Annotated in this window: 24 protein-coding genes, 1 tRNA gene and 1 pseudogene; 11 read left to right on the top strand and 15 right to left on the bottom strand. The window is 63.7% G+C overall.

Annotation, left to right across the window (positions count from 1 at the left end; all coding sequences use genetic code 11):
* Positions 1-108: 108 nt before the first annotated feature.
* The 4 genes and pseudogenes from VSR34_RS01305 to VSR34_RS01290 form a co-directional block, all read right to left on the bottom strand.
* Positions 109-849 (bottom strand): annotated as a pseudogene (locus tag VSR34_RS01305) (arginyltransferase); the annotation flags it as partial.
* A 221-nt stretch (positions 850-1,070) separates the two neighbouring features.
* A complete protein-coding gene (aat, locus tag VSR34_RS01300) occupies positions 1,071-1,835 on the bottom strand; it encodes a leucyl/phenylalanyl-tRNA--protein transferase (protein WP_028209987.1) in 765 nt (254 codons plus the stop codon).
* 23 nt (positions 1,836-1,858) lie between these two features.
* Positions 1,859-2,404, bottom strand: a complete 546-nt coding sequence (locus VSR34_RS01295) for an NUDIX hydrolase (protein WP_028209986.1) — start codon at positions 2,402-2,404, stop codon at positions 1,859-1,861.
* 181 nt (positions 2,405-2,585) lie between these two features.
* Positions 2,586-2,662 (bottom strand) — tRNA-Met (locus VSR34_RS01290).
* Between the two features lie 239 nt (positions 2,663-2,901).
* On the opposite strand from VSR34_RS01290, the gene VSR34_RS01285 reads away from it, so the two are divergent.
* The 4 genes from VSR34_RS01285 (at position 2,902) to VSR34_RS01270 (ending at position 5,629) form a co-directional block, all read left to right on the top strand.
* Entirely contained in the window at positions 2,902-3,399 is a 498-nt protein-coding gene (locus VSR34_RS01285) for a heme-degrading domain-containing protein (RefSeq protein WP_028209985.1), read from the top strand.
* 4 nt (positions 3,400-3,403) lie between these two features.
* On the top strand, positions 3,404-3,751 hold the full coding sequence (locus tag VSR34_RS01280) for a multidrug efflux SMR transporter (RefSeq protein ID WP_028209984.1): 348 nt from the start codon (positions 3,404-3,406) through the stop codon (positions 3,749-3,751).
* 182 nt (positions 3,752-3,933) lie between these two features.
* Complete coding sequence (locus VSR34_RS01275; protein WP_028209983.1) at positions 3,934-4,218, top strand: DUF1488 domain-containing protein; 285 nt, start codon at positions 3,934-3,936, stop codon at positions 4,216-4,218.
* A gap of 253 nt (positions 4,219-4,471) precedes the next feature.
* The gene (locus VSR34_RS01270) at positions 4,472-5,629 is read left to right on the top strand and encodes an enoyl-CoA hydratase/isomerase family protein (RefSeq protein WP_342961684.1); all 1,158 of its coding nucleotides are present in this window, start codon (positions 4,472-4,474) and stop codon (positions 5,627-5,629) included.
* An 84-nt stretch (positions 5,630-5,713) separates the two neighbouring features.
* Here the strand turns inward: VSR34_RS01270 and VSR34_RS01265 are convergent, their stop codons facing one another.
* The gene (locus VSR34_RS01265; protein ID WP_028209981.1) at positions 5,714-6,139 is read right to left on the bottom strand and encodes a membrane protein; all 426 of its coding nucleotides are present in this window, start codon (positions 6,137-6,139) and stop codon (positions 5,714-5,716) included.
* A gap of 385 nt (positions 6,140-6,524) precedes the next feature.
* On the opposite strand from VSR34_RS01265, the gene ssuD reads away from it, so the two are divergent.
* From ssuD to VSR34_RS01240, 5 genes are all read left to right on the top strand, one after another.
* Entirely contained in the window at positions 6,525-7,682 is a 1,158-nt protein-coding gene (gene ssuD, locus VSR34_RS01260) for an FMNH2-dependent alkanesulfonate monooxygenase (protein WP_028209980.1), read from the top strand.
* A 38-nt stretch (positions 7,683-7,720) separates the two neighbouring features.
* A complete protein-coding gene (ssuC, locus tag VSR34_RS01255) occupies positions 7,721-8,593 on the top strand; it encodes an aliphatic sulfonate ABC transporter permease SsuC (protein ID WP_028209979.1) in 873 nt (290 codons plus the stop codon).
* The gene (locus tag VSR34_RS01250; RefSeq protein ID WP_342961683.1) at positions 8,590-9,450 is read left to right on the top strand and encodes an ATP-binding cassette domain-containing protein; all 861 of its coding nucleotides are present in this window, start codon (positions 8,590-8,592) and stop codon (positions 9,448-9,450) included. The genes ssuC and VSR34_RS01250 overlap by 4 nt, the downstream gene beginning before the upstream one ends.
* A gap of 50 nt (positions 9,451-9,500) precedes the next feature.
* The gene (locus tag VSR34_RS01245; RefSeq protein ID WP_028209978.1) at positions 9,501-9,716 is read left to right on the top strand and encodes a TOBE domain-containing protein; all 216 of its coding nucleotides are present in this window, start codon (positions 9,501-9,503) and stop codon (positions 9,714-9,716) included.
* Positions 9,717-9,778: 62 nt separating this feature from the next.
* The gene (locus VSR34_RS01240; protein ID WP_342961774.1) at positions 9,779-10,030 is read left to right on the top strand and encodes a DUF6566 family protein; all 252 of its coding nucleotides are present in this window, start codon (positions 9,779-9,781) and stop codon (positions 10,028-10,030) included.
* On the opposite strand, the gene VSR34_RS01235 is transcribed toward VSR34_RS01240, so the two are convergent.
* On the bottom strand, positions 10,027-10,953 hold the full coding sequence (locus VSR34_RS01235; RefSeq protein WP_342961682.1) for a DnaJ C-terminal domain-containing protein: 927 nt from the start codon (positions 10,951-10,953) through the stop codon (positions 10,027-10,029). The genes VSR34_RS01240 and VSR34_RS01235 overlap by 4 nt on opposite strands.
* A 723-nt stretch (positions 10,954-11,676) precedes the next feature.
* Here VSR34_RS01235 and VSR34_RS01230 point away from each other — a divergent pair.
* The gene (locus VSR34_RS01230) at positions 11,677-12,099 is read left to right on the top strand and encodes a response regulator (protein ID WP_342961681.1); all 423 of its coding nucleotides are present in this window, start codon (positions 11,677-11,679) and stop codon (positions 12,097-12,099) included.
* An 84-nt stretch (positions 12,100-12,183) separates the two neighbouring features.
* On the opposite strand, the gene VSR34_RS01225 is transcribed toward VSR34_RS01230, so the two are convergent.
* From VSR34_RS01225 to VSR34_RS01210, 4 genes are read right to left on the bottom strand one after another with little or no spacing between them, the layout of a single operon-like run.
* Complete coding sequence (locus VSR34_RS01225) at positions 12,184-13,380, bottom strand: hypothetical protein (protein WP_342961680.1); 1,197 nt, start codon at positions 13,378-13,380, stop codon at positions 12,184-12,186.
* Positions 13,352-13,579 (bottom strand): DUF4224 domain-containing protein, encoded by a 228-nt coding sequence (locus VSR34_RS01220; RefSeq protein ID WP_342961679.1) that lies wholly within the window; start codon positions 13,577-13,579, stop codon positions 13,352-13,354. Before VSR34_RS01220 ends, VSR34_RS01225 begins: the two co-directional genes overlap by 29 nt.
* 15 nt (positions 13,580-13,594) lie before the next feature.
* Positions 13,595-14,140, bottom strand: a complete 546-nt coding sequence (locus VSR34_RS01215) for a DUF1643 domain-containing protein (protein ID WP_342961678.1) — start codon at positions 14,138-14,140, stop codon at positions 13,595-13,597.
* The gene (locus VSR34_RS01210; RefSeq protein WP_342961677.1) at positions 14,137-14,919 is read right to left on the bottom strand and encodes a Lar family restriction alleviation protein; all 783 of its coding nucleotides are present in this window, start codon (positions 14,917-14,919) and stop codon (positions 14,137-14,139) included. The genes VSR34_RS01215 and VSR34_RS01210 overlap by 4 nt, the downstream gene beginning before the upstream one ends.
* 97 nt (positions 14,920-15,016) lie before the next feature.
* Here VSR34_RS01210 and VSR34_RS01205 point away from each other — a divergent pair, with 97 nt between their 5' ends.
* Positions 15,017-15,313, top strand: coding sequence for a hypothetical protein (locus tag VSR34_RS01205; RefSeq protein WP_342961676.1), 297 nt, complete (start codon positions 15,017-15,019; stop codon positions 15,311-15,313).
* A 66-nt stretch (positions 15,314-15,379) separates the two neighbouring features.
* Here VSR34_RS01205 and VSR34_RS01200 read toward each other — a convergent pair whose 3' ends face one another.
* The 5 genes from VSR34_RS01200 to VSR34_RS01180 form a co-directional block, all read right to left on the bottom strand.
* Positions 15,380-15,664: a hypothetical protein gene (locus VSR34_RS01200; RefSeq protein WP_342961675.1), complete on the bottom strand. Its 285-nt coding sequence runs from the start codon at positions 15,662-15,664 to the stop codon at positions 15,380-15,382.
* Positions 15,665-15,668: 4 nt separating this feature from the next.
* Entirely contained in the window at positions 15,669-15,941 is a 273-nt protein-coding gene (locus tag VSR34_RS01195) for a hypothetical protein (protein ID WP_342961674.1), read from the bottom strand.
* Between the two features lie 7 nt (positions 15,942-15,948).
* Complete coding sequence (locus tag VSR34_RS01190; protein WP_342961673.1) at positions 15,949-16,908, bottom strand: hypothetical protein; 960 nt, start codon at positions 16,906-16,908, stop codon at positions 15,949-15,951.
* Between the two features lie 427 nt (positions 16,909-17,335).
* Positions 17,336-18,001, bottom strand: coding sequence for a hypothetical protein (locus VSR34_RS01185; RefSeq protein ID WP_342961672.1), 666 nt, complete (start codon positions 17,999-18,001; stop codon positions 17,336-17,338).
* Positions 18,002-18,091: 90 nt separating this feature from the next.
* Positions 18,092-18,256, bottom strand: a complete 165-nt coding sequence (locus VSR34_RS01180) for a hypothetical protein (protein WP_342961671.1) — start codon at positions 18,254-18,256, stop codon at positions 18,092-18,094.
* Positions 18,257-18,394 lie beyond the last annotated feature (138 nt).

Below are 18,394 nucleotides of genomic sequence, written 5' to 3'. Positions count from 1 at the left end.
CGCCGGAAAATGGGAACCCGGTATTTTAGCGGTAACGCCGCCCGAGGGCGATGCGGGGGCGGCCCGATTCGACCGGCCGGACGCTCAGGCTCCGGGTGGGAGCGTGGTCCATGCGCCGTCGAAGAGGCCTTCGAGCGGCTGAAAGCGGGCCTTGTACGCCATCTTCGGGCTCTCGCGGATCCAGTAGCCGAGATAGACGTAAGGCAGTTGAAGGCTGCGCGCCTGTTCGATCTGCCAGAGGATGTTGTAGGTGCCGTAGCTCGTATGCGGCGTATCGGGGTCGAAGAACGTGTAGACCGAGGAGAGCCCGTCGCCGAGGATGTCGATCATGCTCACCATGCGCAGCGTGCCGGGCTCGTCGGGATGCGCGGGATCGGGCTCGCGGAATTCGACGAGCCGCGAGTTGATCCGGCTTTGCAGCAGGAACTGCTCGTACTGGTCGCGGCTGTCGCGGTCCATGCCGCCGCCCGCGTGGCGCGCGGACTGGTAGCGCATATAGAGCGCGTAGTGCGCCTCGTCATAGTGCAGTGGCGCGACCGTTGCGACGAGCGCGGCGTGGCGCTTCCACGCGCGGCGTTGCGTGCGGCCAGGCGCGAAGCGCTCGACCGGCACGCGCACCGGCACGCACGCGCGGCAACCGTCGCAGTAGGGCCGATAGGTGAATACGCCGGAACGCCGGAAGCCCGCCTTCACGAGATCGGTATAGACGTCGGAGTTGATGAGATGGCTCGGCGTGGCCACCTGCGAGCGTGCGATGCGCCCCTCCAGGTAGCTGCAAGGGTAGGGCGCCGTTGCATAGAATTGCAGCGCGGAAAGCGGTGAAAGCGGCAGCTCGTTTGGATGCGTCACGTTGGCAGCTCTCGTAGCAGTTCGGATCGTCCCTCAGGCGCGCATCGCGCACCCGGCCTCGCGCGTGACGTTCGCCAGCCTGAACGGCGCTGGGCGGAGGGGGCGACGGGTTCGCTTTTTAGTCTAACATCGACGCCGAGCAGGGATCCATCGAATTGCGCGCGCCGTCGCGCGTGCGCAAGCGGGGCGCTTTCGCCGCGCATGCGCGGCTCGCTCGCCCTTCATGCGGCGGGCAGGAACTCGTCGGGCGCGCCGCTGCCGCCGAGCAGATCGGCGAGCACGGCTTTGTCGAATTTCCAGGGAATGGGTGCCGCGTTCACGTGCGTGCGCACGTGGGCGATGAACACCTTGCGCGAGATTTCGCGTCCGCCGAGCGAGGCGAGATGCGCGGTGTTCTGCTGGCAGTCGATCATCTCGACGCCGTGGCGGCGCAGGTGCGCGACGAGCGCCGCGAGCGCGATCTTCGAGGCGTCGGTGACCGAGGCGAACATCGACTCGCCGAAGAACATCGTGCCGAGCGCCACGCCGTAAAGACCGCCTACACGCTCGCCGTTGCACCATGCCTCGACGCTGTGCGCATCGCCCACGCGGTGCAGGGTGGAGTAGGCATCGATCACGTCGCCCGTAATCCAGGTGCCGCGCTGTCCGCGCCGGGGCGCGCTCGCGCATGCGCGCATCACGGCGGCGAAATTGTTGTCGACGCGAATCTCCCACGCGTTCTCGCGCAGCACGCGCTTGAGCGTCTTCCTGAACGAAGGCGAGACCTTGAACTCGTCGGGCCGCAGGATCATGCGCGGGTCGGGGCTCCACCAGAGGACCGGCTGGCCGTCGGAGTACCAGGGGAAGATGCCGCGCCGATAGGCGTCGACGAGGCGCGAGGGCAGCAGGTCCGCGCTCGCGGCGAGCAGGCCCGGCGCGCCGCTCGACGCGCCGAGCGCGCGCTCGACGGCGGGAAAGGGGTCGTCGGGCGAAAGCCAGGGGACCATCGTCGCGGGGACTCGCGGGACTGTCAGCCGTCGCGCAGCGAGCGCAGGACGTCGCCGGTGTGCAGCCCGTAGCTGCCGGACTGGCGATCGGCAAAGAAAAAGCGCAGGGTCTGGCCGACGGTGGGGAACGCAATGTCGTCCCAGGGAATCTCGTGCTCTTCGAAAAGCCTCACTTCGAGGCTTTCCTCACCGGCTTCGATTTCGATGTCGAGCAGGCGCGCGAGATAGAACAGATGCACCTGGTGCACGCGCGGCACGTTCAGCAGCGAAAAGAGATTCTGCACCTCGACGCGTGCGCCGGCTTCCTCGAGTGTTTCGCGCGCCGCGGCTTCGGCGGTTGTCTCGCCCATTTCCATGAAGCCTGCTGGCAGTGTCCAGTAGCCGTAGCGCGGCTCGATCGCGCGGCGGCACAAGAGCACCTTGTCTTCCCAGACCGGCACCGTGCCGACCACGTTGCGTGGATTCTGGTAGTGGACGGTGCCGCAGTGCGAGCAGACATAGCGTTCGCGATTGTCGCCGGGCGGAATGAGCAGGCTGACCGCCTGACCGCAAGTCGAGCAGAATTTCATGGGCACGATAGGGGGATGGGTGATGCGAGTTTATCACCGCTGCACATCGCTGCCGGATGTTGCTCGAAGACGGCTCGAAGAAGAGGGGGAAATCCGCGCTCGATTGCACTTCCCGGCGTGGGAGACCGTAAACGGGAAAAGGGTTACAAGACCCTTGCCTTGTAACCCTTTCGAATTCTGCTGGTTGCGGGGGTAGGATTTGAACCTACGACCTTCGGGTTATGAGCCCGACGAGCTGCCAGACTGCTCCACCCCGCGTCCGTCGAAGAAAAAATTATATGACAGATCGCGCGGCGTTGCAACAATAAATGACGAGTGCCTTTCCGTGCGTTTGCAGAACGATTGCACGACGCCGGCGGACGGCCTGTCCATCCTTCGGGATAGAATCGGGGCTCGGTCGCAGGAGTGCTCGTCGTGGCTCGGACATAGACTTGCGCGGACTTGCGCGCTCGCCCCGGCATCTTGCGCCCCCAACGCTCCCTTCATACGCCTCATTCATGGACATTCCCCTCGATCTGCAATCGATAGCCGCGCAGGAGCATGCGCTGGTATTTCCCCGTTTCGACGCCGATCGCGCCTGGCAGCTCGGTTCGCATCTGCACGAGCTTGCCCGAGCCCGCGCGCTTCCCGTTGCCATCGACGTGCGCATGTTCGGGCAACCGCTCTTCTTCTGCGCGCTCGAAGGCGCCACGCCCGATAACGCCGACTGGGTGCGCCGCAAGTCACGCGTGGTCGAGCACTTTCGCCGCAGCTCCTATGCGATCGGCCTACGCATGCAGCAAACCGGCTCGACGCTCGCAGAAAAGCACGGCTTGCCCATCGCCGATTTCGCGCCGCACGGCGGCTCGTTTCCGCTGACCGTGGCCGGTGCGGGCGTGATCGGCTCGGTGACGGTCTCGGGCATGCCGCAACGCGCCGATCACGAACTGGTGGTCGAGGCGCTTTGCGCGCAGCTCGACGTCGAGTACGCGCAGCTCGCGCTCGCGAAGGTCTGACGCGATGCGCTTCCCAGTCTTGTCTGCGTGGACCTGGCTCGTCATCTCGATCGTCGCGGAAGTCATCGCGACCTCTGCGCTGCGCGCCTCGGACGGCTTTACGCGGCTCGTGCCGTCGGCGATCGTCGTGGCGGGATACGGCGTCGCGTTTTACGGGCTCTCGCTCACCTTGCGCAGCTTGCCGGTCGGCATCGTCTATGCGGTGTGGTCCGGCGTGGGTATCGTGCTCATCACGCTCGTTGCGATGGCGCTCTATCGGCAGGTGCCCGATCTGCCGGCCGTATTCGGGCTTGGCCTCATCGTGGCCGGCGTGGTCGTGCTCAATCTGTTCTCGAAGATGCAGGCGCACTGAAAACCCTTGGCGCGCAGCACGACGTCAAGGCCCCGGGCGGCCTGGCCATAGCGTCGGCAAGGGCGTCGGTCACGTTCGCCCCAGGCTTTTTCTCCCGCGCGTAACATGGCCGGTTACCGCCGTGCACCGCGTCGTTGGCTGGCGGGAGGGCTATTCGCTGAATTTCCCCATTGGGGCAGGACATGATCATTCGTTTCCCCGCCGATGCGCCGCTCTATCGCGACTCCAATCTCACGGTGGTCTTTCCCGCGCTCGTTGACGGCGCGCGCGTACCGTGCGCGATTTCCGTCGAGGCTCTCGAGGACCATTTCGGCGCGCTGCCCGCGACTCGCGATGCATGGATGCAGGCTTTCGATGCCGGCCGTCCGCGTATCGAGGCGGTGGCCCGCGCCCATCTCGAACTCAGCAACGGCACGCCCGTGCTGCTCAAGAGCGGTCATTTTCCGCCCGGTCGCCTGGACTCGTAGCCCAGGGCGCGCGGCCCGGAGGTAATGACGTCCCGGCCGCCGCGACCCGCTCGCGCTGCCATGAGTATCGCCGAACGCAAAGAGGCTGGAGCGCGCGGCGCACGGTCCGATGATCGACGCCGCGCTCGATGCCTGGTTCGGCGTTCGCGCTGCGCCGGGCGAGCCGCCGGCGGTGCGGACGGCTGGCGCAGCGTCGTGATAGCCTCGGAAGCGGTATCGATTCACCGTCCATCGTTTCGTCCTGCCGATCACCATGTCACACGAAGCCACTGCAAGTCCGACCGCTTCCCACGCCGATCCGCACGTGCTCACGCGCGTGGCAAACCGCATCGGCTATATCGAACTCGAGCGTCCGCAGGCGCTCAACGCGCTGACGACCGCAATGGTACGCACCATGCACGCAGCGCTCGATCGCTGGCGCAACGACCCTGGCGTGCTGGCGGTGATCGTGCGCACGCGCCACGCGCGTGCGTTCTGCGCGGGCGGTGATGTCCGCTTTCTCTATGAGGCGTATCGCGCCGGCGACCAGGCGGCGCTCGACACGTTCTTTGCCGACGAATATCGCCTCAATCACGCCATCTTCACTTACCCGAAGCCGTATATCGCGATGCTCAACGGCGTGGTCATGGGCGGCGGCATGGGCATTTCGCAGGGCGCGTATCGCACGGGCGGCCTGCGCCTCGTTGGCGCGACCACGCGCATGGCGATGCCGGAGACGCGCATCGGCCTTTTTCCCGACGTCGGCATGGGCTGGTTTCTCGCACGCACGCCTGGCGCGATCGGCAGGTATCTCGCGGTGACGGGCGAGACGCTCGATCAGGCGAGCGCGCTATATGCAGGGCTCGCCGATGCGTCGCTCGACGAAACCGCATGGCCGGGGCTGCTTGACGCGCTCGAGAGCGAGCCGTTTGCGACCGGCGCCGAGGTGGTGGCGCGCATCAGGCAGGCAGCGCTGCCCGAACACGAGGCGCGGCGCCTCGCCGAGGGTTCGTCGCTGGCGGCGGTTCGTCGCTGGCTCGATCGGCATTTCTCGCTGGCCGATGTGCCCGCCATGCTGGCTTCGCTAGAAGCTGCCCGGCTTGCGGGCGAGCGTGAGCATGCCGAATGGGCCGAGCAGATCGTGGGCGTTTTGCGCGCGCGCTCGCCGCTCTCGATGGCGGTGTCGCTCGAAGTCGTGTCGCGCGCGGAGGGAACGATGGCCGACTGCCTGCGCCGCGATCTCGATCTCACGCGATCGAGCTTCGCGACCGGCGACGTGATGGAAGGCATCCGCGCACGCATCGTCGACAAGGACGATCACCCGCAGTGGCGCTTCGCGAATATAGAAGACGTGCCCCGGGAAGCGGTCGAGCAGATGTTCGAGAGTCCCTGGAGCGTGACTGAGCATCCGTTACGCGAGCTGATCGGCTGATCCGACTGGAGAAGAGGAAGAGGGGACGCAGGCGCAAGTACAGACCGTGCTTCGCGCGCGGCCTGTAGATCTTGCAGTCGTGGGTCAGTCTTCTACGGTTTCGCTCATGAACGCGCGCATGAATACGAGCGCACCCCAGCCCCACATCGCGTTCGAGGCGAAGCCCGTCGCGAGCCGCGGCAGCATGTTGCCGCTCGGCCAGATACCGCGCAGCGGATTGGCGACGAACACCGTTGCGGCCGTGAGGACGATGCCGCCGAAAACAAAGGCTTGAACCCACGGTGCGGGCCGTGACGGCGACACGCGCAGCAGCCACGCCATCAGCACGGCCCAGACGGCGCTCCAGATCGCGTTGGCGAGGAACTCGGGCAGCCCGAGGGGCAGGAACGGGGCCGTCGAAAATCCAGCCACGTCGATGACCTGCGCGGCGTGCAGTAACGCGAGCGTCGCCTCGCGAAAGAAGAGCGACGCCAGAAAGCCGGATACGAACGGCAGAATCAGTTTTTGCATGGAATCGTGCGAGGGCTTGCGTGGCCTCGCCGCGTCTTGCGCATTCTCGCGCGGCGTGCCGGTGTATTTGTGGGTGCGTGCGCCATTATATCGGCGCGCGACGCAGCGGGGCTGCACCGTATGCTAAAGCGTCGGGCAAAGCACGAAAGTGGAAAACCTAAGCTCAAAAAAATCGTTCTAAAGCGCGAGGCCCCTCCCTAGACTGGTCCCCCATGAAGACGGCGCCGCTGTCGTCGCGCGCTGCGCGAGGCGCTGGCGCATCCCGTCCGCTATCCAATCCTTTTTTTGAGCCGGCCTCGAGCGGCGCGCTCGTTGCGCGGCGCGACCCCGCTTGCCGCTGTTGTTCACCCGATTCGCATTTCGAAATGACAGGCAGGAGTAACGCATGAATGTGTTCTGGTTCATCCCGACTCATGGTGACAGCCGCTATCTGGGCACGACCGAGGGCGCACGCGCTGCCGACCTCGCGTACTTCCAGCAGATCGCCGTCGCCGCCGATACGCTCGGCTACGAGGGCGTGCTGCTGCCCACGGGCCGCTCGTGCGAGGACGCCTGGGTCGTGGCGTCGAGCCTCATTGCCGCGACGCGGCGCCTGAAGTTTCTCGTGGCGATCCGCCCGGGCCTCTCGTCGCCGGCGCTCTCCGCGCGCATGGCCGCGACGTTCGACCGGCTCTCGAACGGGCGTCTGCTCATCAACGTCGTGACCGGCGGCGATACGGCCGAACTCGAAGGCGACGGCCTCTTCGTCGATCACGACACCCGCTATGCCATCACCGACGAGTTCCTGCACATCTGGCGCAACTTGCTCGCGGCTTCGCACACGAACGAGGCCATCGACTTCGAAGGACGCCATTTGCGTTCGGTGGGCGGCAAGGTGCTTTATCCGCCGGCGCAGCGTCCGCATCCGCCGCTGTGGTTCGGCGGCTCGTCGCCGGCCGCGCACGCCATGGCGGGCGCGCATATCGACACCTATCTGACCTGGGGGGAGCCGCCCGAAGCCGTCGCGCGCAAGATCGCCGACATTCGCGCGCGTGCCGCGGAGCATGGCCGCACGATCCGCTTCGGCATCCGTTTGCACGTGATCGTGCGCGAGACCGAAGACGAAGCGTGGGCCGCCGCAGACAAGCTCATCAGCCACCTCGACGACGACACCGTGGCGCGCGCCCAGGCCGCGTTCGCGAAGATGGATTCGGAAGGCCAGCGCCGCATGGCCGCGCTGCACGGCGGCAAGCGTGGCACGCGCAAGGACCTCGAGGTCTATCCGAACCTGTGGGCCGGCGTGGGCCTCGTGCGGGGCGGCGCGGGCACGGCGCTCGTCGGGAATCCTGAGCAAGTGGCCGCACGCATGAAGGAGTATGCGGAACTCGGCATCGAGACGTTCATTCTGTCCGGTTACCCCCATCTGGAGGAGTCTTACCGGTTTGCGGAACTCGTGTTTCCGCTGCTGCCCGGGCGTGCCGGGAAGCGCGCGGGCGGCCCGCTTTCCGGTCCATTCGGCGAAGTGGTCGGCAATCACTTTCTGCCGAAGGCTAGCCAGAGCTGAGAGGGCGGACGAATGCAGCAACCGTGGAGGACGCGACGATGGCGCAATCGGCAGTGACGGAAGTGAAAGAAGTGACAGTCGCACCCGCAAGCGGCGCGGTCGGTGACGCTGGTGCGCGCGCCGTGCTGGCGTTCGCGCGCGCGAGCCGGCGCCGGCTCGCGCCCTGGCTCGTGCCGCTGGCGATTCTCGTGAGCTGGGAAATTGCGGCGAAAAGCGGCGCCCTCTCGACGCGTGTGCTGCCCGAGCCGTTCGCCGTGGTGCGGGCAGCATGGTCGCTGATCGAATCGGGAGAAATGTGGCAGGACGTGCGCGTGAGCACCTGGCGGGCGCTCTCGGGCTTCGCGATCGGCGGGGGCATCGGTCTCGTGCTCGGGCTCGCTACCGGCCTCTTCAAGCGCGTGGAAACCGCGCTGGATTCGACGGTTCAGATGGTGCGCAACATCCCGGCGCTCGCCATGATTCCGTTAGTGATCCTCTGGTTTGGCATCGGCGAAGAGGCGAAGGTGTTTCTCGTCTCGCTGGGCGTTTTCTTTCCCGTCTACGTGAACACGTTCCACGGCATACGCTCGGTGGACGCCAATCTCGTCGAGATGGCGCGCAGCTATGGGCTCGAGGGTTTCGCGCTCTATCGGGAAGTGATCTTGCCGGGGGCATTGCCGTCGATTCTCGTCGGCGTGCGCTTTGCGCTCGGCCTGATGTGGGTGACGCTGATCGTCGCGGAGACGATCTCTGCACAGTCGGGCATCGGCTACATGACGATGAACGCGCGAGAGTTCCTGCAGACCGATGTGGTGGTCGTCGGCATCCTGCTTTATGCGGGGCTCGGCAAGCTCGCCGACTGGCTCGCGAAGTGGCTGGAGCGCGTGGCGCTGCGCTGGCATCCTGCATATCAAGAGGAGGGCGAAGCATGAGCGCAAGCCAGTTGGCACCACGCTATGGTGCAGGGCGCGAGCGCGTGCATGCACGTGCGCGAAGCGACACGCGAGAAGGCACGGGTGAGGCTGTGGCGTTGCGCACGACTTCGCGCTCAGGGGACGCTGCCGTTGAACTGCGCGGCGTGGGAAAACGCTATGGCGAGCGCGTCGTGCTGAACGGCTTCGATCTTGCAATCGAGCGCGGCAGTTTCGTCTCGATCGTCGGACGCAGCGGATGCGGCAAGTCCACGTTGCTGCGCTTGATCGCCGGCCTCGAAATCGCGGACGAGGGCGCCGTGGAACGGCGCGGCGCAAATGGCGCGGTCCTCGATACGCGCATCATGTTTCAGGATGCGCGCCTTTTGCCGTGGAAAACCGTGCTGCAGAACGTGATGCTCGGGCTCGGGCGCGGCGCACGCGAGGACGCCCGCGCGGTGCTGAACGAGGTGGGTCTTCTCGAGCGCGCCGACGAGTGGCCCGCGCGTCTTTCGGGCGGCCAGAAGCAACGCGTCGCGCTCGCACGTGCGCTCGTGCACCGGCCGAGCCTGCTGCTCCTCGACGAACCGCTCGGGGCGCTCGACGCGCTCACTCGCATCGAGATGCATGCGCTCATCGAGCGCCTGTGGCGCGAGCATCGCTTCACCTCGCTGCTGGTGACGCACGATGTGCATGAGGCCGTCGCGCTCGGCGACCGGATCTTGCTCGTGGAGTCCGGGCGCATCGCGCTCGATGAGGCCGTGGCGCTAGAACGCCCACGCGCCCGCGTCGATGCGCGTTTCGCCGCGCTCGAAGGGAACGTGCTGCAGTACCTGCTCAATCCGGGCTCGCAGCCAACGAGCGGGCGGCCTGCCTGAGTATTCATTCCAATCCTCACTTTTTCATTCGAATTCACGGAGACGAATCCATGAGCATTACCGCCATCAACGTGCGCAACCAGTTTCGCGGCAAGATCAAGGAGATCATTCGCGGGCCCGTCGTTTCGGAAGTCGATGTCGACACGGCATTCGGGATCGTGACCTCGGTGATCACCACGCGCTCGATCGACGAACTCGCGTTGAAGGTGGGCTCGGAAGTGGTCGCACTGGTGAAGTCCACGGAGGTGTCGATCGCGCGCCTTTGACACGAGATGCGCGCGCTCGAAGTGCTACGATGAACCGTCAGCATACGGACGGAGTGGCGATCATGGAGCCGAAGGGCATCGACATGGGCGACTACCAGGAGCACTACAAGGACTACGACATCGAAGTCGCGGTCGAACAGGTGCTCACGGGGGTCAAGGCGCACTATCGCGTGCTGAAGGGCGATACGGTCGTGGAGGACTGGCAGCTCGTGCCTATCACGCGCCTCTGGTCCACCGAGCATGCGGCCGCGCAGGCCGGCTTCGATGCGGCTCGCGCGTGGATCGATTCGCGTGATGGCGCGCAGGCGCGCTAGCGCTTGTCGTGCGAGCCGCCGGGCGGCGAGATCTTCGCTCGCCGCTCTGCCGCAGCGAAGATCTCGCGCAGATGTTGCCGATCGGCGTCGGTGAGGTGCGCGGCGGCGGCTGGCATGGTGAGCAACAGCTTCAGCGTCAGGCTGCCGCGCGTGCCGTTACGGTCCGATAGCCCGAGATCCGGAAGACGGATTGGCGTACCCGAACTCGCATTGGCGGGAATCTTCACTTCGATTGTGCGGCCCAGGATCTTCGCGTGAATGGCGCCGCCCAACATGGCCGTCACGAAGTCGATCTGAATCTCGCAAGCGAGATCGAGCCCGTTGCGCGTGAAGCCGGGGCCACAGACGATGGTAATCGAGAACGTTGCGTCTCCCGGCGGACCGCCGCTCACGCCGGGATGACCGCCGCCTTCCACGACCAGCCGTTGACCGTCCCACGCGCCGCGAGGAATCTCGACGACATGGGACTTGCGCGAGGTCTGCACGCCTGTGCCGTGACACTGCTCGCAAAGCACGCCGCGATCTTCTTTCTGGCACGCGACACACGGTCCTTTGACAGCGTAGTGGGCTTCGACGCCGCCGCCATCGATCGCGACTTCGAGCGGCACGAAAAGCTCGACGAGGCAATTCGCGCCGCGCATGGGCGGCGGCGCGCGGCGCTGGCGCAGCGGGGCTTGGCTGCCGCGTGTCGGGTTGACTGACGCGGTTGCGCTGGCTGACCTGGCCGACGGCGCGACACGCCTGCCGGTCAGAATCTCGAACGCTTCCTGGATGCGCTTGAACACCGGCTCGACGGCCGCTTCACTTCCCTTGTTGCGGTCGGGATGATATTTCGCCCTCAGCTGACGGTAGGCGCGTTTGATCTCTGCCGGCGATGCAGTCTCCGGCAGTTGCAGTCGCCTGTAGTATTCCTCGAAGTTCAAACGCGTTCCCGGGTGTGCCTGCGGGTTGTCCTGGAATTTTCCTCGGGTCTTCCTCGAATTTTCCTGGAAGGTAGACGCAAAAAAGCCCGCAACCAGTGCGGGCTCGTTTGTTCACTGCGGATACCGGTGCAGATGCCGGGAATACACAGTACACAGCTGAATTCTTTGGGGTGGCTGATGGGACTCGAACCCACGACAACAGGAATCACAATCGAGTCGTCAAACCGCCAATTCCGCTTACAAATCAAGGCCCTGTGATTTCGATTTCGGAATATAGTCCTCTTTATCGACCCAGCAGTTGCGCGGCTTTGCGACGAGGCGTTCCGAAATTTCGGGCCTATTTTAGCCGCTGCCGTCGCCTCCGTCGCACTGTGTACTTATACAGTATTCTGAGAAGTCACACGCAGCTGGTTTGAAGGCACTGCTGACCTTCGATGGGCATCGGGGGCCCGCTGCATCTCCCCATGATTGCGGGCGCATGGTCACTCAATTCCGAAGCGCCTCGGTCTACTCGGCTTGGTTGACCAACCGTATGGACTGCGCGAATTAAGCGAGCCTTGGCGACGCATTGACGCATACAAATTGCTTTCAGATTCCTATAGAGTTGCTTTCCAAGATTGCAAGATGCTAATCACTTGGCAACGCCACTATCATTTAATAATACATATTACATAAGAAGAATTCTGGGCAGCGCCGCGAACTTCTCGTAATGGGACGTATTGAATGAACGTGCTCGTCGTTGACGACAATGAGTCTGTCGCGGACAGTCTCGCTTTCCTGCTGGACTGCTATGGCCATCATGCTGCTGTGGCCTACGATGGCGAAACTGCGCTCAGGCTCCTTCATGCCGGCGCATTTGAAATCGTTTTCCTTGACGAGAACCTGCCCGACATAAAAGGCAGTGCTGTCGCACGGTCGCTGAGCGAAACGCCGATTCGCTCAGCGGCTTTCCTCGTTTCAATGACTGGAGACGCTGTCAGTCAGGCAGACATTGCCCGGCTCTTCGATGTCTATCTGCAGAAGCCGTTCTCCTGCGAGGCACTCATGCTCGTCATGGAAGACGCGCGCTGCAGCAGCGATGCGAATACTCGCCAAGCCAATTCGTCCAAAGCGGACCGTTTGAAATTCACACTGATGAAGCCATAAGGCGCTGGTGGCGCGCTGGTTCTGCGCCATGATGGCCGCAAGGTGACCGGTCGAGCGCAAGCGATCCCGTGGTAGACCACGGGGCTACTCCGTCGCGCTTGCGCGCTTGACTTTGCGCCGGTCGTAGTGCTTGTGTGTGGTGGTTGGATTCGCGTGAGCGGCGAAGTCATAGGCATCGGCGTCGCGCGCCTCGAGCTTCGCGGTAATGGCGGCGGGGCGAACGTCAGACAGTGCGAAATAAGCTGGGTGCTCAACCAGCTTGAGCTCGACGTTGTCCACCTTTTCGCCGCGGCGTTGTGCGGCCTCTCGCTTGCACTTCGCCTCGAATTCGCGCGCGATCGCTGGATCGAATTCGCCGATGTATGCGTACATGGCGTCCTGCCAGACCGATGTCCAACCACTTTTCGAATAAGCCTGGCCTCGGCGGTTCGGGAAAAGGTAAATGCTGGCGACCTTGCGATCGCGCTTCGCACGCTCGACGACGACGCGAAGGCGCCGGGACCACTCGCGTAGCTTGACCGTTTGCGCTTCGCCTCTCTTCCGCTTCGCCGAAATGACGCGCACGCCGGCTTCGGTGAGGCCCGACATATGGAACGGTCGCACTTCTGCCGCGCGAAAGCCGGTGAGGTAGGTGAACATGGCTGCGACGCCCATCGTGCGATACGCCTGCTGCTGGCGCACTGCCCACAAGTAGAACGGGACGATTTCCGCTTTCGTGACGGTGCGGACGTCTGGGTCGCTTTGGTTGAGCATCATGCCGATGAACGGATTGATTTTGATAAGCCCCCAACGGATCCAGTAGTTGCACATGGTCTGCATCAGCGCCAGTTCTTTGTTGGCGCCCATCGGTGCGCCGGCGGCGGCACGCGCGTCGAGATACTGGTATCCGTGGATCGTCTCCAAGCGGGCCGGCGCCATCTTGCCGAAGAAGCGCGTCAGCTTCTCGTAGTACGAGTCGCGCACGTACTTGCCGTCGCGCGACTGGTCCCTGAAATGGTTCACGTCATATTCAGTCTTGAAACGGTCGATCGCGTCCGCTACCGAGCCTGCGATGATCTGGCCTTCCTGCACGTCCACGGCGCGCCGCTTCGCACGGCGCTCAGCTTCGTGGATAGCCGTGCGATCGCCGCGCGCCGCGGTTTCGAATGTCTCGCTGCGGCCGTCGGGGAACTTGTACCAGAACGACACTTTGCGCACGCCGGTGCGCTTGTACAGCCGGTCGATCCCGGTGGGTTCGTTCTTGCAGGCGATTTTAGGCGAATGCCTGGAGGTTCGGCCCATTGTCATATTTCGTTGCTTTGGTGTCAGTGCTGAGTCCAAGCTTCAAATCACGGAATGCACGTGCGACCTTTGGAATGCCGTTGCGATCGATGACGAACTTCCATCGGTTGTCCGAAAGCCAGTTGATCATGCTCGTTCGCTGGTTCGGCTTGCAGCCGATCAGATCGGCGAGTTCGCTCGTGGTCAGGTAGTCGCTCATCGTTTGCTCCATCCGCTACTTGCCTTCTATGTTTCGGTCCCCGCCTATGGGAGTGCGGTTACCTTCGGCTCTCCAAGGAATAAGCTGCGTTTTGTAGCTAAGCATGAGCGGGTGTTTCGGATCGCCGCCCTTCGTCAGTCCGAACGTCACGACGGGCTTGCCACTCGCGCGCAGCACGGCCAGCACGGCATCGAAGCGTTCGCGCAGGTGAGTCGGCACCTTGCCACGGTCACCCCAGCACGGCACCAGGATGTCAGCCTCGGCGATGATCTGCGCGAGATAGCGGTCATTCTCGGGGCCGACGGCCTGCACGGTAGCGAGCGCGCGGACATCTGTGGCGCGATACGCGAACGCGTTGCCGACGATGAAACGGGTCGCTCCCCAGCGCTTGCCAAAACCGCGCCACTTGCGCACTGTGGCATCGTCGATCGATGCATCGGCGGTGCTCGGGTTGACGCCAAAGTAGGCGAACACGAGCGAGCCTTTCACGGGCCGATCGCGCGGCACCTCGCGGTCGAGGCGGTATCGGTACTGACCGCGCGGGCTGATGATTGCGCTCATACCTCACCCCCAGCGCGGTCGATGCGCTCAATCTCGGCGACGGTAGGCGTAGGGGCGGCTGCGCGAGCTTGCCACGCTTCCCACTGACCGCCGAAGCGCTCGACCGGATAGGAGTTCTCGTAGCCATCGCGCACGACGTATTTCGTCCCGTCCCAATGGACGCCGCCTGGGAGGGGAAACTTCGCTTCGAACGCTGCGCGCTCGTCTACCGGCGCTACCGCAGCAGGGGCGACGGGAGTAGACTGAGCGCGCTCGACGAGTGCTTTCGGACTTGCCTCCGATTCGTCGCTCCCCTGGGCGCTTGTCGGCGTGAGGTAGAGCGGCGGCAGCTCGTCGAGCCACGCTTGCACCTCGCCACCCGACCACATTTTGCGGAGCACGGTTGGAAACCGCAGCGCATACGGTTGCGCGTACGTCGCAGCAGGGGCGACGGGAGCGGCGTAGAGCGGCTTGGCAATCAGCGTGATCGAATCGCTGCTCTGGTGGACTTGATCGATGTACTGATTGATCTGATCTTCCGTATCGCAGGTGCTGTAGACCTTCCCGTCGTGCTTGCCGCCGAAATGAACGGCAGCCCATGTGATCGGCGCTCCCGCCGCATCGGAAGGGGCGAGAGCGGCGAGTCGGTTCCAAGCGGCGATAGCCTCGTCGTCATCTTCTCCCGTGGGGCCAGACGCTTCGCAGGAGTTGCACAACACCTGGCGCTTTCCGAGCGCGGAGTCGGTGTAGGTATCTTCGCTCCCGCAGAACGGGCACGGTTTCAGTTGATTCGTATCCATCGTTTCCTCATAAGAATTCATGCGTATCGGATACTTGCGGTTTCTGTCGCTCGTACTAAATTTATGTCCAGACGCGAATACTCGATGGGGCAAAGCAATGAGTTACTCGCTTGATTACCGGGACTTCCTAATTGACCACACACCGTTTGAGGTCGACGCAGGCGTTTTCGGAGCTCAGTGGACCATCTGGAAATGCGATGCGCGGAGCGGTGGGGTACCGTACTCGAGCGGGGACCTTGGTCTTCGCGGCACTGCGGAGTCGATGGCCGAAGTCGGAAAGCGCCAGGCGTTGGACTGGATAGATCACAACACGCGCGATTCGGTGAACGCGGAGGCGCGCTTTGCGGATGTTTCTAGCCAAGCCGAGCATCAGCATTCGATCGCGGTAATCTGACTGAATTGCTCCGGCTGCGAATGACTTCGGCTTCAGTTTTAATTCGGCCATCGTTTCCTCTATTCGTTATGCGGCGCCACGCTGCTGCATGTAGCCGGCCGGGTTTTCGTTGTCGTACTTCGCGCGCTCTTCGTCGGTCCAGTGATGAGCCGCACCATGCTTGCGGGCATCGGCAATCGGCACCCATTCGTAACGCTGCCGCCCACCTGTGCAGTCGTAGCCGAGCACGCGCCCTCGGAAGTCGCGCACCATCGAGAACACGCGGATTTGCTCGCCATGCTTCTTCGTGACGCGCCGGTCGCCTACGCGCGGCTTCGGCCGCGTCGGGCCGTAGGAGATGTGAATGCGCATGTTTCTATGCCGCTTGCGCGGGCGAGGCCGCTTCTTCCGGTTTCGCCGACTTCCCGCAAAACGGGCAGAAGCTCGCCATCACCGGAACGAGCTTGCCGCGGGCATAGCCCTTCGTCGGCGCAGTGATCTTGAATTCGGTTTTGTGCCAGAGCGTCACGCCCGAATCGGACATCCCAAATGCGACCGCTTGGCACTGCGCTTCGACCGGCACGCCGAGATCGGCCGAAAACTTCGCGGCCACTTTGTCTTCCATTTCGTTGAGGCAGTTACAGTTCATGGTCGTCTCAGGTTTGGAGTTCAAGCTGCTTGCGGACTGCTGCGGCGCGTGACTGCGAGCAGCCCAAAAATTTCCGGATCTCGGTCACGGTCGCGCGCAACTGGCCGGCTGCTACTGCGGTCATGACTCGCGTCACGTCGTCGTGCTGCTCGACTACTGGCAGTCGCAGCACCGGGGCGGACTCGACCGCGACCGGCTCCGCGACAGGCGCGGCGGCGTTACTTTCTGGCGTGACTGGCGTTACCGCGACTGCGTGACTGCCTTGTGTGGCGGGCGTTACCGGGATTTCAGTCACGGCAGCCGGGCGCAGCGCGAGCAGCCAGCAGAAGCACGCGACGGCTTCGAGCACGGCGGCGAAGGCGAGGCCGCTCACGAGCTCGGCACGCGGCGCAGCCACGCCGAAGGCGGTGAGGGCGCCGGTCACCGGATCAGCCAGGGCGGCGGCGCGCGCTGCGCTGGCTCGGTCCTGTGCTGCCTCGGCGCGGAGCGCTTCGGCATTCTCGACGTCGAGAGCTTCGACGCGCGCGGCGAGGGCGGTGCGGTCAGCACGCAGGCTCGTACACGGCTCGACGCAGCGGCGTGCCGTGGCGCGGGCGAGTCGCGTTACTGCGTCTGCGCGGTCACGTGCGATCACGCTCAAGTCACGACCATGCGTAGTCACGACCGGCACCGCGGCGGCGCGCAGCTCGCCCGCATGCTTCTGCGCCATCAGGAAGAAGACTGCGTGCCCGTAGCAGGTCGCGGCGACGCAGCCGATCCAGAGCAGGGCGCCGACGGCGCGCACGCGCAAACCGTGCGGCCGGCAGAGGGCAGGCAACAGGTGAGCCGCGACGACGAGCACGGCGCCGACGGCGATCCACAGCACGCGTTCGGCGAGGAATCCGCCACGCTGCCAGCCAGCCATGATCGAGAGGCACGCTGCAGTCACGGTAGCCGAGACTGCCAGAAGCACCGGTAGCGCTTTCATTGGCATCGTGAGCCCTCTACTGTCGCGCTGGAATATATGCCTTGTGCGTGTGCAGCATTTGGCGCACTATGGGCTCGGGAATCGTACTTTCGATCTCGCGACGGTCTTCCCGGTGCTCGATGGGAGGACTTATGGAAACGCGCCTTGACACATTCAATGGCTGGAAAATGAGGGTGACGGTCGAAAGTAGGCTGACGCCCGCGGGTGAGGCGAAGTACTACATAGTCGAGCCCGTTACATACAGCGAATACTCCAGAATCGCTCCTCGAACCGAAGCGGAGGCTCGCGGTGTGCGCGGCCCATTTGATTGCTCTGATGACGCTTTTAGTGCCGCCTTCGAAAGCTGTCGACGCGCTATTGGGAACGTCGTCAGATTGCGGGGGGGGCGACACGTCAAGTGACGTTGCCATTGTTGCGAGACGATGACTCATTGGCATGCTTGGATTTCCTCGTTACCTTGGAGGTCGCCATGTCCGATCCGGACGTTGAAGGATCTATGGAAACGCGCCTTGACACATTCAATGGCTGGCAAATGAGAGCAACAGTCGAAGGCAGGCCTTGTTCTATTGGCGGCTTCGAGTACTACATTGTTGAGCCGATCACATACAAGGAATTTTCGACCGTCGCCGGCGTTCAGGCGGATCCACGTGGCTCGTATGGACCGTTTGGTAGTTCGGACGCAGCTTTCGAGGCTGCGTTCAAGAGCTGTCAATTCGCCATCAGCTGCGAGATCAAATTGCGCGGCTTCCAGAATCTTCGCTAGGTCGTCACCGTTTTCTGAATCTCTCAAAGCGTGGCCATGGATCGAGTAATCCCCTATCGAGGTTTCGAAATTCGCGTCACGCTTCGCCTCGTCGAAGAGGACATGTATAGCGTCACGTTTCAGATAACCGGACATAACGTAGGCCGCACGAGTGTGGACGGAGCAATCGTTGACGTGCGCCGTGGGCCCTTCAGCCAAAGATGGGGTTACCTCATTGGAGAGATTGCCGGTCAGGCTGCAATCGATTTGATCCTCGGCCCTGACAGCTGATTTCAAGGTCGGCTGCCATGCTGGATGAGGCGACCTGAACGGCAAACCGTGAATGTCCACTTGCTGTTGTCCTTCAAAAAGGACCGGCCCATACGGGCGCCGGCCAAACACGCCACAACGCAGGAGCCTCCCTGCGCCATGGAAACTGTTCTACGCGGCTGCGAGGCAGTCGTAATTTCGGTCGGCGAAGTCGGGATCGCCGGGATAGCGCTGCGTGCCGTCGGCGCGGCTCCAGCAGAACAGCGAGCCTTGCCGGTGCGGGAACCAGTAGCCCGCACACGTGCACGTCATGCGCGTCGTGTTGCGGCGATTCATCCAGCGGTCGACGCGGTAATCACGTTTGCCGCAGACTTCGCACGCAGGCACGCGCAGGTATTCGGACAGCTTCCGCTTCAGGCAGCGGCGCGTGGCGCAGTGGCGGCATCGGACATGACAGCGCATCAGCAACCTCAA

It is taken from the genome of Paraburkholderia sp. JHI2823 (genome assembly GCF_038900695.1).
Lineage (GTDB): Bacteria > Pseudomonadota > Gammaproteobacteria > Burkholderiales > Burkholderiaceae > Paraburkholderia > Paraburkholderia mimosarum.
This window is presented reverse-complemented; position numbering and strand designations above follow the sequence as displayed.

What these genes read in the sequence shown, in the direction of transcription:
- VSR34_RS01275 (WP_028209983.1), top strand. Translation starts at nt 3,934, where the DNA reads ATGATCATTCGTTTCCCCGCCGATGCGCCGCTCTATCGCGACTCCAAT.
- VSR34_RS01215 (WP_342961678.1), bottom strand. Translation starts at nt 14,140, where the DNA reads ATGAGCGCAATCATCAGCCCGCGCGGTCAGTACCGATACCGCCTCGAC.
- VSR34_RS01265 (WP_028209981.1), bottom strand. Translation starts at nt 6,139, where the DNA reads ATGCAAAAACTGATTCTGCCGTTCGTATCCGGCTTTCTGGCGTCGCTC.
- VSR34_RS01220 (WP_342961679.1), bottom strand. Translation starts at nt 13,579, where the DNA reads ATGAGCGACTACCTGACCACGAGCGAACTCGCCGATCTGATCGGCTGC.
- ssuC (WP_028209979.1), top strand. Translation starts at nt 7,721, where the DNA reads ATGGCGCAATCGGCAGTGACGGAAGTGAAAGAAGTGACAGTCGCACCC.
- VSR34_RS01210 (WP_342961677.1), bottom strand. Translation starts at nt 14,919, where the DNA reads ATGGATACGAATCAACTGAAACCGTGCCCGTTCTGCGGGAGCGAAGAT.
- VSR34_RS01230 (WP_342961681.1), top strand. Translation starts at nt 11,677, where the DNA reads ATGAACGTGCTCGTCGTTGACGACAATGAGTCTGTCGCGGACAGTCTC.
- VSR34_RS01245 (WP_028209978.1), top strand. Translation starts at nt 9,501, where the DNA reads ATGAGCATTACCGCCATCAACGTGCGCAACCAGTTTCGCGGCAAGATC.
- VSR34_RS01280 (WP_028209984.1), top strand. Translation starts at nt 3,404, where the DNA reads ATGCGCTTCCCAGTCTTGTCTGCGTGGACCTGGCTCGTCATCTCGATC.
- VSR34_RS01195 (WP_342961674.1), bottom strand. Translation starts at nt 15,941, where the DNA reads ATGAACTGTAACTGCCTCAACGAAATGGAAGACAAAGTGGCCGCGAAG.
- VSR34_RS01180 (WP_342961671.1), bottom strand. Translation starts at nt 18,256, where the DNA reads ATGAATCGCCGCAACACGACGCGCATGACGTGCACGTGTGCGGGCTAC.
- VSR34_RS01200 (WP_342961675.1), bottom strand. Translation starts at nt 15,664, where the DNA reads ATGCGCATTCACATCTCCTACGGCCCGACGCGGCCGAAGCCGCGCGTA.
- VSR34_RS01190 (WP_342961673.1), bottom strand. Translation starts at nt 16,908, where the DNA reads ATGAAAGCGCTACCGGTGCTTCTGGCAGTCTCGGCTACCGTGACTGCA.
- VSR34_RS01295 (WP_028209986.1), bottom strand. Translation starts at nt 2,404, where the DNA reads ATGAAATTCTGCTCGACTTGCGGTCAGGCGGTCAGCCTGCTCATTCCG.
- VSR34_RS01225 (WP_342961680.1), bottom strand. Translation starts at nt 13,380, where the DNA reads ATGGGCCGAACCTCCAGGCATTCGCCTAAAATCGCCTGCAAGAACGAA.
- aat (WP_028209987.1), bottom strand. Translation starts at nt 1,835, where the DNA reads ATGGTCCCCTGGCTTTCGCCCGACGACCCCTTTCCCGCCGTCGAGCGC.
- VSR34_RS01270 (WP_342961684.1), top strand. Translation starts at nt 4,472, where the DNA reads ATGTCACACGAAGCCACTGCAAGTCCGACCGCTTCCCACGCCGATCCG.
- ssuD (WP_028209980.1), top strand. Translation starts at nt 6,525, where the DNA reads ATGAATGTGTTCTGGTTCATCCCGACTCATGGTGACAGCCGCTATCTG.
- VSR34_RS01205 (WP_342961676.1), top strand. Translation starts at nt 15,017, where the DNA reads ATGAGTTACTCGCTTGATTACCGGGACTTCCTAATTGACCACACACCG.
- VSR34_RS01240 (WP_342961774.1), top strand. Translation starts at nt 9,779, where the DNA reads ATGGAGCCGAAGGGCATCGACATGGGCGACTACCAGGAGCACTACAAG.
- VSR34_RS01250 (WP_342961683.1), top strand. Translation starts at nt 8,590, where the DNA reads ATGAGCGCAAGCCAGTTGGCACCACGCTATGGTGCAGGGCGCGAGCGC.
- VSR34_RS01285 (WP_028209985.1), top strand. Translation starts at nt 2,902, where the DNA reads ATGGACATTCCCCTCGATCTGCAATCGATAGCCGCGCAGGAGCATGCG.